Source organism: Bartonella sp. MU70NMGDW, from assembly GCF_042194085.1.
GTDB classification, from domain to species: Bacteria; Pseudomonadota; Alphaproteobacteria; order Rhizobiales; family Rhizobiaceae; genus Bartonella; species Bartonella grahamii.
On the sequence record NZ_JBHIMK010000042.1, the window covers coordinates 1 to 15329 of the forward strand.

Below are 15329 nucleotides of genomic sequence, written 5' to 3' on the forward strand. Positions count from 1 at the left end.
ATATTTTAGCGGCATGTGGACAACTTAAATCAGCTTCAGAGCGTTTACGGAAATCTGAACGTTTGCGACTTGAAAATGCCATTGGTCATTAGTTAATACAACTTTCTGCGATATTAAAGCCTATGCTTTTTTTCAGTAAATCAGCATATAATAGCATGTGTGAGACAGAGATTAAGATGGATAAGTGCTAGACGAACAGTTTCAGCTTTTATATGCTCAATGGGGGAAAATATTGTATATAGTAGTCTGTTTGCGTAATCTCTAAAATGAGGAGGAAACCTCATTTAGAGGCAATATGAAGTCTTAAGGGTCTTAACTAATTTCCATATTATTACCATACCTTTTAATTCTATTTTATGACTTTTAAAAGCATCTACGGTAATATCTTTTAAAAAGTGGAGATTGTATATTGCCTCACTCTTTTGTTTATTACGTTCTTTAAAAAGATTTCGCTTTACACACGAAAACTCCCGATTCGCTTATAACGTACAAGGGAAAGATATTGTTTGATTCAAAATAAACAGGTTTAAAATGAGAGAATCCTACAATATTTTTGTTCTCATTTAAATTAAAAACGATAAATTACATTTATAAATCAATGTTTTGTAACTATAAGGAGATGGAGGGCAAAGATAGTAAAAGTACCAGCAATAAGCCAGTCGAGAAAGCGAATATAAAGAGGATTTTTATTGAGAATTTTGGTAAATTTATGCGCTGTAAAAACGATAGAAATTGTAATGGGAAAAGAAATAGGAATATAAGAGAGTCCTAAAAAGAGTAGCTTTTGTGTTGCCATAGGATCATCCGCATTGATAAATTGTGGTAAAAATGTGGCGTTAAAGAGTATAACTTTAGGATTTAAAAGATTGATTCCAATACCAGCAAGATAGTTACGTTTAGCGCTTTGAGATTTAGAAGATGTCTGTTCAAAGGAAAATGTCGGATTTCTCCGTAACGCTTGAAAGGAAAACCATAAAAGGTAAAAGGCGCCAACAATTTTTAGAAGAATAAAAGTGTGTGGTGCAGCAAAAATAAGCGCTGATAAGCCAAGTGCTACAGCGGTAACTTGAATGGCAAACCCTGTTGCACTACCCAAGGCGCACATAATTCCAGCTTTTTTGCTTTGTGTAATGGTTCGTCCTACAGAAAGCATCATATCAGGTCCTGGAATAAGTGCTAAAATCAACGATGCTAAAGCAAATTGTACAACAATAGACCACTCCGGTAGAAATGACACGTAAATCTCCTTTTATTTTTAAGCAGTATTCATTATTTACACTCTAAAGCGTTTTTATTTACCTTTTTTGCGTCTTTTTAATGTTGCTTAAAGAGAATTTATTTTTATACTTGTTGCATTGTTTTGATTTCTAGGTAGAAATAAAAGAGCAGCTCATATAGAACTTTGAAATGAAGAAGTGGCAAAATATTAGAAAAGTTGTTTTGGCTTATTCGGGGGGATTGGATACGTCAATTATTCTCAAATGGTTGCAAAGTACGCTAGGCGTTGAAGTTGTAACTTTTACAGCGGATTTGGGGCAGGGGGAAGAGCTAGAATTTGCTCGTCGTAAAGCTGAAATGTTAGGTGTTAAAGAAATCTATATTGAAGATTTGCGTGAAGAATTTGTGCGTGATTTTGTTTTTCCGATGTTTCGAGCCAATACCGTTTATGAGGGGACTTACCTTTTAGGAACATCAATTGCACGCCCACTTATTTCAAAACGCCTTATTGAAATTGCTAAGGAAACGGGAGCAGATGCAATTGCTCATGGGGCAACGGGCAAAGGCAATGATCAGGTGCGCTTTGAGCTTTCCGCTTATGCTCTTAACCCTGATATAAAGATTATTGCTCCATGGCGTGATTGGGATTTTAAGAGTCGGACAGATCTGTTTGAATTTGCTCGTACACATCAAATTCCTGTAGAAAAGGATAAGCAAGGCGAAGCACCTTTTTCAGTGGATGCAAATTTATTGCATTCTTCATCAGAAGGAAAGATTTTAGAAGATCCAGCACTTCCTGCTCCTGAATATGTCCATATGCGTACTCTTTCGGTAGAAGATGCTCCAGATCAAGCAACAAGAATCACTCTTGGCTTTAAAAAAGGTGATGCTGTTTCAATCAATGGAAAAAATTTATCTCCTGCAACTTTACTTGCAGAATTAAATCATTATGGGCGCGATAATGGTATTGGTCGGTTAGATTTGGTGGAAAATCGCTTTGTGGGTATGAAGTCGCGGGGTATTTATGAAACACCAGGGGGGACCATTCTTTTAACGGCTCACAGAGCTATAGAATCTTTAACGCTAGATCGTGGTGCAGCTCATTTGAAAGATGAATTGATGCCACGTTATGCAGAACTCATTTATTATGGATTTTGGTTTTCGCCGGAACGTAAGATGCTGCAGGCAGCTATTGATTTATCTCAAGAACATGTTGAAGGTGAAGTCACGTTAAAACTCTATAAAGGAAACGTGATTGTTGAAGGGCGCCAAAGTAAAAAATCACTTTATTCGAGTGAGTTGGTAACTTTCGAGGATGATCAAGGTACTTATGATCAAAGAGATGCAACTGGTTTTATTAAATTAAATGCTTTACGTTTGCGTACATTAGCAATGCGTCATCAAGGCGATAAAGAAAAGAAATAGAAAGTTACGGTGACAAGTGTAATGTGGATTAGTGCTTTTGTATGAAATGCCTAGTTGAAGCATTTTTTCTGTTGGTTTTTACCGTTCTTTCGTTCAATATTAGAAGCTTATCTTTTGCGCTAATAAATATAATAAGCAAAACCCATGATAATAATAGCAATGAAGGCTTCGATAATCAAAACAAGTCAATTTTGCTTTATAATATTGAATGTTTTTGATTTTTATCAGAACAAAATATGTTTATAGCGAGGGCGGTTTTTGTATTGTGACTTAAGAGTATAAAGAAATTTTCATCTTTTTGCTTGCTATTATTGACGAATAAATTCAAGAACCATACACCCTATTTTGAAAGAGTGTAATTTTTAGGACAAATAATGATGCGTGATCAGTGTGATACCCTCAGCCTTACGCCTGAATTAAAAGATGCAGCTTCTCAATCGAGAACTTGGCCATTTGAAGAAGCACGTAAGATTATCAAACGGTATGAAAAGACGGGTTATCCAGACAGTGTGATATTTGAAACAGGTTATGGCCCTTCTGGTTTACCGCATATTGGAACTTTTGGGGAAGTTGCACGTACAACCATGGTGCGTCATGCATTTCATATTCTTACGGAGAATAAAGTAAAAACAAAATTGCTTTGTTTTTCTGATGATATGGATGGTTTGCGCAAGATTCCTGAGAATGTGCCTGATCGCGAAAGGATGGAACATTATCTTGGTCAACCGTTGAGCCGTGTACCGGACCCTTTTGGAGATGATTATCCTTCTTTTGGGGCAGCGAATAATGCCCGGTTACGGGCTTTCCTTGATCGTTTTGGTTTTGATTATGAATTTGCAAGTGCTACGGATTATTACAGTTCCAGTCGTTTTGATGAAACGCTTTTGAAAATTCTTGCCTGTTATGACAAGGTTATGGCAATTATTTTACCAACATTAGGTGAAGAGCGGCAAGCGACCTATTCACTCTTTCTACCGATTTCTCCCTTTTCTGGAAAAGTATTACAGGTACCGATGATTGCGCGTAATGTTGAAAAAGGTACAGTTACTTATATTGAGCCAGAAACAGGAGAAACCATAGAAACAGAGGTTACAGGGGGCAAGGTTAAGTGTCAGTGGAAGGTAGATTGGGCAATGCGTTGGACAGCGCTTGGCATTGATTATGAAATGGCAGGAAAAGACCTTATCGATTCCACAAATCTTTCTTCTAAAATTTGTAAAGTATTAGGTGGAAAGCCCCCAGAAGGATTCAACTATGAGCTCTTTTTAGATGAGAAAGGGCAGAAAATTTCCAAATCCAAGGGAAATGGCTTAACCATTGATGAATGGCTTACTTATGCTCCAACAGAGAGTTTAGGGCTTTATATGTTTTCAAAGCCTAAAACAGCAAAAAGGCTTTATTTTGATGTCATTCCTAAAGCGGTTGATGAATACTATGCGCATCTTTCAGCCTATGGTCGCCAAGAATGGAAAGAGCGTCTGAATAATCCTGTATGGCATATTCATAATGGTTGTCCACCGCAGGTTGATTTGCCTGTATCCTTTGCGATGCTCCTAAATTTGGTAAGTGCTTCAAATGCGGAGAATGCAGAAGTTCTTTGGGGTTTTATTTCTCGTTACGCTAAAGGAGCAAATGCACAAACTTATCCAGAACTTGATCAATTGGTGAAGTTTGCTATTAAATATTTTGATGTTTTTGTTAAACCAAACAAGAAATTTCGTATACCAGATGATAGCGAACGAGCAACATTAGCACAAATTGAGGAAAAATTAGCTAATTTACCTGAAACTATTGATGGCAACATGTTACAAAATATGCTTCTTGATGTTGCACGATTAACGGAACGTTATCAAGATCATAGCAAAAAAAGCCCTGAAGGTGGGCCTGGTGTTTCCAATGTTTTTTTTCAAATGTTGTATGAAGTCCTTCTTGGACAAGAGCGAGGTCCACGATGGGGATCATTTATAGCGCTTTATGGGATTAATGAAATGCGTGCACTGATTGCTGAAACACTTGCACGGCCGACGGAGGAATAATGGAACGAAGAGTGCAGGAAGTAAAGCGACGCCGTACATTTGCAATTATTGCTCACCCAGATGCGGGGAAAACAACATTAACAGAAAAGCTTTTATTGTTTGGTGGTGCTATTCAACTTGCAGGAGAAGTAAAAGCCAAAAAAGATCGTATTCAAACCCGTTCTGATTGGATGAATATTGAGCGTGATCGTGGTATTTCCGTTGTGACTTCGGTGATGACGTTTGAATATGAAAATCATATTTTTAATCTCCTAGATACTCCAGGACATGAGGACTTTGCGGATGATACGTATCGCACTCTCACAGCTGTTGATAGTGCTATCATGGTATTGGATGGGGCACGCGGAATTGAGCCAAGAACACTGAAATTGTTTGAAGTATGTCGGATGCGGGATATTCCTATTGTTACGTTTATCAATAAAATGGATCGTGAGGCACGTGATCCTATAGAGCTTTTAGATGAAATTGAAGAAAAGCTTGCTCTTGATACTGCGCCTATAACATGGCCAATTGGTACGGGTAAAGATTTTGTTGGTACCTATGACCTTCATCATAATCGTTTTCGTCAAAAAGATGATGAGATAACACAGCGGATAGTTTCAAATCCCAGAGAGGTTGTCCATTTACTCCCTGAATATCAACGTTCCACTTTTATTGAAGGGGTAGAACTCGCTCAAAGTGTTTGCAAGAATTTTGATCTTCAAGCTTTCCGTGAAGGTCATATGACTCCGGTTTATTTTGGTTCAGCTTTGCGAAATTTTGGTGTTCGTGATTTGATCAATGCGCTTATTGATTTTGGTCAAAGTCCTCGTGATCAAAGTGCAGATCAGCGCAATGTCATAGCCATGGAACCTAAAATGACGGGATTTGTTTTTAAAATTCAAGCGAATATGGACCCTAATCATCGTGATCGTATTGCATTTTTTCGGGTATGTTCGGGAACACTTGAACGTGGTATGAAAACAAAGTTGGTTCGAACAGGAAAACCGATGACACTTTCGGCTCCACAATTTTTCTTTGCGCGTTCACGCCAAATTGCTGACCAAGCCTATGCCGGTGATATCGTAGGGATTCCTAATCATGGAACATTGCGTATTGGCGATACTTTGACTGAAGGAGAAGATATCCTCTTTAAGGGAGTACCAAATTTTGCACCAGAGATTTTGCGTCGTGTTTGTTTGGGCGATCCAATGAAAGCAAAAAAGCTCAAGGAAGCTTTGCAACAAATGGCTGAAGAAGGGGTTGTACAATTGTTTATTCCTGATGATGGGTCGCCTTCTCTCATTGGTGTTATTGGTGCTTTGCAAATTGATGTTTTAAAAGAACGATTAAAAATAGAATATTCTTTGCCAGTGAATTTTGAGTCTGCGCGCTTTAATTTATGTCGTTGGATTTCAGCGCAGAGCAAAGGTGAGTTGCAAAAGTTTCTTAGCAATCACCGCTCTGCTATTGCGTATGATTTAGAAGGTGATCCAGTTTTTTTAGCGGAGAACCATTTTTCATTGAATTATGAGGCAGAAAGAGCTCCTAAAATAAAATTTTCTGCTTTTAAAGATTATCAAGTACGCTCTTAAAATAAAGAAAAATATTTTCTACAATAATTTGATTTATAATGATAATTTATCGTTTTTCATATTGAAACAATCAAAATCATTTGTTTTCACGTCATAAGTAGGATTGGTGTGTGCGTAAAAACACTTGAAGCAAGAAATACAAAGCCTCTTATAAATTTTCTCTATAGCCAAGAGCTTTCAAAATATTGGGCGAGGGTAAAAAAGTGATTATGGTGGTTTGTAGCGTTATGATGTAACGATGGCGGTGTGTGATGTATCTTATCCTATTCACGGAAGTTTACATTATACTATTCATTTATATTATTTACAGGACGACATTACGAGGTAAGCTCAAGTACAATGAAAGATGTCTATTTAAAAACAAACATATAAAATTGCAACATAATGATATTTTTGGGCATTCTATTTTGCATAAGGGATGTGATCCTAGCAAGATAGAGGCTTGCACGATAAACTTTTGTAAAACTCTCTCCATAAAAGTAATCTATTTTCGCTGTTAAAGGTAGACATATTATTTTTTTCTGAAAATGGTGGGGTATGTAAAGGATATTTTCAGATTGCACTGTATAAAGAATACGGTAAATTTATTATATTCAAAGAGCTGCAATGCATTGGTACCCCTAGCACCTTTTAAAACTTTAATATTTATTTTTATATTACCTATTTGAGTTAGAGAATAAACTGTAGCCAATTCTACGTTGAAAAATATCAGAAAAATTTTATATATTTTTTCGCGATGATTTAAGACATATAATTTACTTCAATATTTTTTTAAATTTAAACTAAAAAATCTGCTGTATAAATATAGCTTTTCAGTTTTTCCTTGTATAAATATTGTATACAGTCAAAATAATACAAATAATCAATAAGCTGAAATTTGTTATCCCAAATATGAGATCATATGACCTATAAACCGCGTGTCTTTTCTATTTCTCCGGGAACTGCTTTTTTGCCTCACTTTGTTGATGCACTACTTTCTGGTAGCCTTATTGATAATTTCGCTTCCAGTGGAGATATTCAAACTGCCCTTGCTGATAGCCTTATTTATGTTCCAACACGTCGTGCTGCTCGCGCTTTGCGTTTAGCTTTTGTTGAAAGAAGTGATACACAATCAACATTTTTGCCAACCATTCGTGCTCTAGGAGATGTAGATGAAGACAGTTTCCTTTTTGTTGAAAATCATACCAGCGCTCTCGATCCGCCTATTGGAGAAAGCGAACGTCTTTTACTTTTAGCGCGCCTTATCCGTCCATGGCGTGAAAATTTGCCTGCGCATCTGCGTGCCATGTTTGGTACAGAAGATGTGCTTATTCCGGCTCATAGTGCTGATGCTATTTGGCTCGCGCAAGATTTAGCACATTTGATGGACGAAATTGAAACAGAAGGAGCAGACTGGTCAAAACTTAAAAATATTGCATCTGATATGGTCGCTGAATGGTGGCAAATAACGCTCGATTTCTTGACTATTGTTACGCAAAATTGGCCAAAAATCTTGACAGAAAGACAACGAAGTAATCCCGCGGAATGGCGTAATCAAGCACTCACAATGCATGCAGAGACTTTACGACGTATGCCGCCTGATAAACCGATCATTGCAGCTGGTGTATCAGGTTCTATGCCCGCAGTTTCTCATCTTTTAAAGGTTATAGCTTCTCTACCAAAGGGGGCTGTTGTTCTTCCTGGCCTTGATCTTCATATGGATGAAGAACAATGGAATGCACTAAGCACAAGCAATGAAGAAAAAACAGCTTGTGATTTTTTTGATCTTGCAGAAAATGTTTTTAGCCATCCTCAATATCATTTAAAAAAACTTCTAACTCTCATGGAGTGTCAACGTCATTATGTTTGCGAAATTGGCCAACAAAGTATAACAAAGAAAAAACGAATGGCTCTTTTATCAGAAGCACTCCGACCAGCTTCTACAACAGATAAATGGGTACAAATTGTCCGTAACGATTATGAAAATCTTTGTGCAGATTGGTCATTTATTGAAGCTATAAATGAACGTGAAGAAGCTCTCGCGATTGCTGTTACCTTACGCAAAGCTATTGAAGAACCTCAAAAAACTGCAGCCCTTATTACAAACGACCGTAATTTAGCACGCCGTGTTGTTGTGGAATTACAGCGATTTGGAATTGAAGCAAATGATTCAGGCGGAATACCACTTGCACAAACATTGCCTGTAACTCTCTTACGACTTATCTTAGAAAATGTGTTGCAACCCGATGATCCCATTGCTTTTCTTTCTCTTCTTAAACATCCACTGACAACACTCCAACAAAACCGTCATCGTTTACGGGAAATGGCAGAAAATTTTGAACTTTTTGTTCTTCGAGGGAATACAGGACGCATCAATCTTTGCGAATGTGATCAATTTCTTGAAAAATGGATTGAAACGCACTTTCATAATAGTTCTGAAATCAACGCTCTTGATCAGCAGAAATGTGAAGAAGCACGTTTCCTTTGTCATCTTTTGAGGAAAGCTGTTGAACCTTTAATATCTCTTATGAAACAAGAGAAAGAATGCACCATCAACGAAGCTGCAATAGCAACTGTTGAAGTTTTTGAAAATTTTGGGCGCAATGAGGATAATTCTCTTGCACATCTTTATCAACACGAAGCAGGACAAACCCTATCAAAATTTTTGCGTGAATTGGTCAGTGATCAATCCGGATTAACATTTCATCTTTGCGAATGGCCCGCTATGTTTTCTGCCATAATAGCAACCCGTTCTGTCACACCTTCGCCTGGAGGACATCCACGTTTATTCATCTGGGGTACGTTGGAATCACGTTTGCAAACGGTTGATACAGTGGTCATCGGCGGTCTTAATGAAGGGTCATGGCCGATATCAACCCGAAATGATGCTTTTTTATCGCGACCGATGAAAATGATGTTGACTCTGGAACCACCAGAGCAGCGTATAGGTCTTTCCGCGCATGATTTTCAATGGGCGATGGGAATGGATAAAGTGGTGATGAGTCGCGCATTGCGCGTTAATCATACGCCTTCCATTCCTTCACGCTGGCTACAACGCATGGAAACAGTTGTAGGAAAACAGGTTTGGGAACAAATCCGTGAACGAGGTGAAATACTACGCCATTGGGCAAAGATGCTTGATCATACAAGCATAACTTCTGAGGTGGAACGTCCTTGCCCTGCTCCGCCTCTTGATATACGCCCGCGTCATTTTTCAGTTACTGAAATAGAAACATTGCGATATGATCCTTATGCTATTTATGCTAAAAAAATCTTACGGCTCAAACCACTTAAAGAACTTATTCATGATCCTAGCGCTTCAGAACGTGGAACACTTTATCACGCTATTCTTGCAGCCTTTTGCACACAAATAAAAAATCCAAATGATGCAAATGCACTCAATGTACTGCTTTCTATTGGACGTAAAGAGTTTGATAAATTCAATTTTCCACCCGATATTGAAGTAATTTGGTGGAATAGTTTTGAAAATCTTGCTCCACGCTTTATTCAATGGGAACAAAGTTTAGGACTGCGAGAGCGATATTCGGAAGTGGTATCACAAAAAATTCCTATAGGAACAACAGGAGTAACCCTTTCAGGACGTGCTGATCGTCTTGATGTTTTGCCAGATAAAACGGTTGAAATTCTAGATTTCAAAACCGGAACCCCTCCTTCATCAAAACAAGTTCGTGAATTATTATTTCCGCAATTGGCTTTAGAAACAGCTTTACTCATACAAGGGGGCTTCCCAGATTTTCAAGATTTTACCCCCTCAAATTTATTTTACATTCCTCTTAACAAAAAAGGTGAAATTAAATCCCAATCAATTCTTTTAAAGAAAAAAGACGGAAAAACTCATCTAAGTGCTGTTGATCTTGCTGACAATGCATGGGAAAATCTTATCGCACTCATAACTTATTATAAAAATCCACAACAAGGTTATCTTTCACATGCTGTCCCCATGTCAAAACGATATGAAGGTGACTACGACCATTTGGCTCGGTTGTGGGAATGGTCAAGTGGTTTTCATAAAGAAGAGTAATCATGACGTTTTTTTCTATTCCTGAAGCCGCTCTTGATGCACAAGCAACAGCAACACATCCCCAAAAAAACGTGTGGGTTTCTGCAAATGCTGGATCTGGAAAAACCCACGTTTTAAGTGAACGTGTTATCCGTTTGCTTTTAAACGGTACGCCTCCAGCACGTATTTTATGCCTTACGTATACAAGAGCTGCTGCTGCTGTTATGCAATCACGAATTTTTCGCACGCTTTCCAGTTGGAATGAACTCGATGATGCACAGCTGCAAGAAACCTTAACACGGTTTGAAAAAAAACCTGTTAATGCGCAAAAACTAACTTATGCACGACAACTCTTCGCGCGTGCTCTCGAAACGCCTGGTGGCTTAAAAATCCAAACGATTCATGCTTTTTGTGAATCTCTCTTGCATCAATTTATGTTAGAAGCCAATATTGCAGGGCATTTTGAACTTCCCGATGATATCAGTCGAAAAAAATTACGACAAGAATCCCGTCGTCAACTTTTAGCCCGTCGTGATGTACAACCTGCTTTGCAACAGTTACTTCAAGTTATTAGCGAACATACTTTTAACCAATTGCTCTATGAAGCAACTGAAAAGCAACATAAATTGTCTGATTTTTTATCTTCTCTTTTATCTGAAAATGGAGAAGAAAAATTGCGCGCGCTTTTTAACTTAGCGCCCAATGAAACAAATCAATATCTGCTGGAACAAATTAAACAAACAGCGCGCCTTCCTCTTTATGCTCTTAAGCATTGTGAAATCAATGGTAGTCAAAGCTTTAAGGATATGGTGGAAAAACTTTCCCAATTAGAAAAGGTGCATGATGAGACAAATATTCTCAATATTATTTCTGATATTTATTTTACAATAAAAGGTGAGCCACGTAAGTTTTCACATTTATCTCGTAAAAAATCAGATGAAATTTTGCCTTTTATTCAACAAATGCTTGAAGATAAACAAAAAAAGCTTTCTCTTCTTTTAGAGAAATATCAATGCGCAAAAGTTGCTACTCTCAATATGGCTGCTTTTCAGTTATGTGCTGTTTATCTCAAAATCTATACGAATCTAAAAAAGGCCAATGGCTTCTTAGACTTTGACGACCTTATTGAGCGTACACTTCATTTGTTACAGCGTAAAGGTGCAAGCCAATGGGTTCATTATAAACTTGATCGTGGGCTTGATCACATTCTACTTGATGAAGCACAAGACACTAATCCTGAGCAATGGCAAATTATTCAACTCTTGGCACAAGAGTTTTTCTCAGGTTATAGCCAACGAACAAATATACGGACTCTTTTTGCTGTTGGAGATGAAAAGCAATCTATTTATTCTTTTCAAGGCGCAGCTCCAGAAAATTTTGATGAAAATGGACGAATCATTCAAAAAAAAGTGCAGCAAACCAATCAACAATTTGAAAAAATACAACTGCATTACTCTTTTCGCTCTACAGCGGATGTTCTTAAAAGCGTTGATATTGTTTTTGAAACACCAGAAAACTATAAAGGACTTTCGGCAGAAAATACAAAAACGGTGCATGAAGCTATTCGTGTTCATAGTCCCGGTGAAGTTGTTATATGGGATGCAATTTCCCAAGAGACGAGTGAATTTCCTCATGATTGGCATTTAAGCGTTGATCATTTAGATACCCCTGAAGTTCGTTTAGCAGAAAAAATTGCTGAAACTATTGCCAACTGGTTACAAAAAGGTGAAATGCTTCCAGCAAAAGGACGCTTAATACGGGCAAGTGATATTATGATATTGGTTCGTAAACGTGATCAATTTGTCTCAGCTCTTACCCGTGCTTTTAAACACCGCAATATTCCCGTAGCAGGGGCTGATCGTTTACAGCTTACCAAACATATTAGTATCCGTGATTTAATGGCGCTTGCACGTTTTGTTTTGCAGCCACAAGATGATCTTTCTCTTGCTTGTGTTTTAAAAAGCCCCCTTTTTGCTCTTAGTGAAGAGGAACTCTATCAGCTTGCTGCACACCGCACCGGCTCTCTTTGGCAAAGCTTATGTACGCACGCATCATCGCAGATATCTTTTAAAGATGCTTTTGAAAAGCTAAACCATTATCGCGCTTTAGTGGATAAAATACCGGTTTTCGAGTTTTATAGCCATATTTTGAATAATGATAAGGGAAGACAAAAAATTCTGTCTCGTTTAGGATCTGAAGCAAATGATGTGCTCGATGCTTTTATGGATTATACGCTCACTATTCAAAAAACAGGATTACCAGGATTACAAGCTTTTTTAGAAACATTAAGTGCAAGTGAACCAGAAATTAAACGTGAATTTGAACAAAATAATGAAGAAATCCGCATTATGACTGTTCATGCTGCAAAAGGACTAGAGGCTGCTATTGTGTTTTTAGTTGATCCTGGTAGTGCGATTTGGCATCCTCAGCATGCGCCTCACTTGCTTAAAGTTCCTTTAAACAATGCACAATGGAACGGAAAACAAACCTTTATTTGGCGTCCCAATGAAAAGTTTGATACAAAACTCTCTAAACAAGCAATTTCACACTTAAAAGAGCGTGCAGAAGAAGAATATAGGCGCCTTCTTTATGTAGGAATGACCCGCGCTGAGGATCGCTTGTTTATTTGTGGATATAAAGGACAGAAAACGCCATCTCATACATGGTTACAACTGGTAAAAAAAGCCCTCGAACCGCATGCTCTTGCTATAAAAGATTCTGCGGAAGATATTGCAGCTTGGCGTTATTGTATTACACCTCCTTCTTCTGCTTCTATAAACCCAAAAGTCCCTTGCGCTGAATGCCAAACCTTACCACCTTTGCCTGCTTTTTTCTCCCATAAAGTACCAGAAGAGCCAGTGCTACCAAAACCGTTAAAACCCTCAGTCGCGAGCCTTGCCATTGAAGCTGATACAGAGCTGTCCTCAAGTCCAAAACAGCTTACCATCTCCCCTGTTTTAGGAGAAACAAACACTAACAGAGCTTTTTCCATTGAATATGGTAATATCGTTCACCGATTATTACAATATTTACCCGATTACCCCCCACAAAAACGTCGAGACTATGCTCGAAACTATCTCAATATCAAAGCCTCTCATTGGTATGAGAGCCAAAGAGAAGATGCTCTTCGCCATGTTTGGAAAATATTAGATCATGTTTACCTCAAGCCCCTTTTTTCTGAGCATTCACGTGCTGAGGTTTCCTTAATGGGTATTGTAAAAATTCGTGGAAAAGAACACGCAATTTCTGGTCAAATTGACCGTCTATACATCACGCAAAACAGCATCATCTTTGCCGATTTTAAAACAGGAACCCCGCCAGAAAATGAAGCTGCTATTGCTTCCCATCACTGGTTGCAAATGGCTCTTTACCGAAAATTATTACAAGCTATTCATCCTGATAAAGATATCCAAGCTCTGCTTATCTACAGTAAAGAAGCCAAAATTTTTAAGCTTTCTCCAGAAAAACTCGAGGCATTTCTTGGTGAAGTTGCCTTATAAGTTATTCCTTTCCTTCAAAGTATCCTTACGCTTTTTGACTTTCATAAAATCGCCCAAACAAACATAATGCACAATCTCTGGTGTAAAAAAGTCCTTTAATAATTTATCTTTGCAATAACTTGATATGAATTGTTATCATACCAATCTATAAAGAGTGAATATAAAGGATAAATCAATGACGTGTATAAAAGTTGATAAGGACAATTTCGAAAGTGAAGTTCTAACCTCTTCCACCCCTGTTGTAGTTGATTTTTGGGCAGAATGGTGTGGCCCTTGCAAAATGATTGCTCCAATTTTGGATGAAATTTCAATGGAAATGCAAAATCAAGTTAAAATTGCTAAGGTAAATATTGATGAAAATCCGGAACTGGCTACCCAATACGGAGTACGTTCTATCCCTACATTATTAATGTTTAAAAATGGAAATATTTCATCGAATATGGTTGGTGCTACCTCTAAAGGACGTCTTTCTGAATGGATAAAAGATGGGCTTAGTTAATTCCACATATAATCACTATAAAGGAGAGAAGCTTTGTCTCTCCTTTTGATTTTTTAAACATTCTTTTTTGCATTATATTATAATAAAAAGATAATAAAATCAAAATGTTAAATGAATTTAAGAATTCGTACTTTTATGCATGATTCAATTGACTATTTTTTATAAAAAATTGCCCTGTATGAAGAATATAGGCAATTCTTTCCTTATATGCGCGTCAAAAATATTGGGTGAATGATAATTTCATAAAGGTATTTTCTTCTTGAATAAGACTATAGAGATAGATAGTGCTTTCAACACATAAAAAGGCAATATCAATCTAGAAATAAGGAGATTTTTGTTTGGAGTCCTTTGCAATCATGAAAGGAGATTTTAAGAAAAAACTTTGCAAATTACTTTTCTGAAGTTCACAATTTTTAAGCAGAAAGAAGCAAGCAATTCACTATAGGTTATATAATGCTCTTCTAAAGGGTTACCACTTCAATTTAAAATTCTCTTACACTATTCTCTAGAATCAAAAGACTTTTTTTGAAGCCTTTACTAAAAGTATGAAAGGCAAAAAACATTCTCTAAAATAAATTGATAAATTGCTATAAATTAACGGATGTCCTTTGCAATTTATGTCATTGTTATATAAAAGAGCCAGTATTTCATCTCATCTTCATAGTTGATTACATCCATGAGGGACTTCTTTATGTTGTTCATCATCTCAAATTTCGGTACGTATTGAGGTATTATCAATTAAAAAATGATGATGTTCATGCTCATGTCGATGTTTTTTTAAAATGTACGAATTGCAAAAGACTGTTGCAAACGTTCAATGGAATGTTGTGCTGATCTGAGTGTTACATGACGCCCATGTTCTTTATAGTGTAAGGTGAGTGCAAAAGTGGCGAGTTCTAAAAGAGCTGTATTTCTTTCTGGCCATTCAACAAGTAAAATATTTTTCTCACGAGCTTCATGAAGCCCTAATTCATCAATTTCTTCTGCCATAGAAAGGCGGTAAAGATCAGCATGAATAATTTCAAACTGTGGAAGTTGATAGCTTTGCACAAGAGTAAAAGTAGGGCTTGGAACATC

Annotated in this window: 8 protein-coding genes; 6 read left to right on the top strand and 2 right to left on the bottom strand. The window is 37.3% G+C overall.

Going from position 1 to position 15329, the window contains the following annotated elements; translation table 11 throughout:
* Positions 1-595: 595 nt before the first annotated feature.
* Positions 596-1237, bottom strand: coding sequence for a LysE family translocator (locus tag ACFIKE_RS05415; protein ID WP_375626147.1), 642 nt, complete (start codon positions 1235-1237; stop codon positions 596-598).
* Positions 1238-1407: 170 nt separating this feature from the next.
* On the opposite strand from ACFIKE_RS05415, the gene ACFIKE_RS05420 reads away from it, so the two are divergent.
* The 6 genes from ACFIKE_RS05420 to trxA all read left to right on the top strand — a co-directional run bounded on the left by ACFIKE_RS05420 (position 1408) and on the right by trxA (position 14252).
* Complete coding sequence (locus tag ACFIKE_RS05420; RefSeq protein WP_375625502.1) at positions 1408-2643, top strand: argininosuccinate synthase; 1236 nt, start codon at positions 1408-1410, stop codon at positions 2641-2643.
* Between the two features lie 374 nt (positions 2644-3017).
* Positions 3018-4679 (top strand): lysine--tRNA ligase, encoded by a 1662-nt coding sequence (locus tag ACFIKE_RS05425; protein WP_375648591.1) that lies wholly within the window; start codon positions 3018-3020, stop codon positions 4677-4679.
* Positions 4679-6253, top strand: coding sequence for a peptide chain release factor 3 (locus ACFIKE_RS05430; RefSeq protein WP_375648592.1), 1575 nt, complete (start codon positions 4679-4681; stop codon positions 6251-6253). Before ACFIKE_RS05425 ends, ACFIKE_RS05430 begins: the two co-directional genes overlap by 1 nt.
* A gap of 901 nt (positions 6254-7154) precedes the next feature.
* Positions 7155-10274 (top strand): double-strand break repair protein AddB, encoded by a 3120-nt coding sequence (addB, locus tag ACFIKE_RS05435; RefSeq protein WP_375648593.1) that lies wholly within the window; start codon positions 7155-7157, stop codon positions 10272-10274.
* A gap of 2 nt (positions 10275-10276) precedes the next feature.
* The gene (addA, locus tag ACFIKE_RS05440) at positions 10277-13753 is read left to right on the top strand and encodes a double-strand break repair helicase AddA (protein WP_375648594.1); all 3477 of its coding nucleotides are present in this window, start codon (positions 10277-10279) and stop codon (positions 13751-13753) included.
* A 175-nt stretch (positions 13754-13928) separates the two neighbouring features.
* On the top strand, positions 13929-14252 hold the full coding sequence (trxA, locus tag ACFIKE_RS05445; RefSeq protein WP_012754458.1) for a thioredoxin: 324 nt from the start codon (positions 13929-13931) through the stop codon (positions 14250-14252).
* Between the two features lie 777 nt (positions 14253-15029).
* On the opposite strand, the gene tsaE is transcribed toward trxA, so the two are convergent.
* Positions 15030-15329: tRNA (adenosine(37)-N6)-threonylcarbamoyltransferase complex ATPase subunit type 1 TsaE (gene tsaE, locus ACFIKE_RS05450; protein WP_375648595.1), on the bottom strand; the 300-nt coding region annotated here is incomplete at its 5' end.

Excerpts from the sequence above, each read along its gene's own strand:
- ACFIKE_RS05420 (WP_375625502.1), top strand. The coding sequence starts at position 1,408 with ATGAAGAAGTGGCAAAATATTAGAAAAGTTGTTTTGGCTTATTCGGGG.
- ACFIKE_RS05425 (WP_375648591.1), top strand. The coding sequence starts at position 3,018 with ATGATGCGTGATCAGTGTGATACCCTCAGCCTTACGCCTGAATTAAAA.
- ACFIKE_RS05430 (WP_375648592.1), top strand. The coding sequence starts at position 4,679 with ATGGAACGAAGAGTGCAGGAAGTAAAGCGACGCCGTACATTTGCAATT.
- addB (WP_375648593.1), top strand. The coding sequence starts at position 7,155 with ATGACCTATAAACCGCGTGTCTTTTCTATTTCTCCGGGAACTGCTTTT.
- addA (WP_375648594.1), top strand. The coding sequence starts at position 10,277 with ATGACGTTTTTTTCTATTCCTGAAGCCGCTCTTGATGCACAAGCAACA.
- trxA (WP_012754458.1), top strand. The coding sequence starts at position 13,929 with ATGACGTGTATAAAAGTTGATAAGGACAATTTCGAAAGTGAAGTTCTA.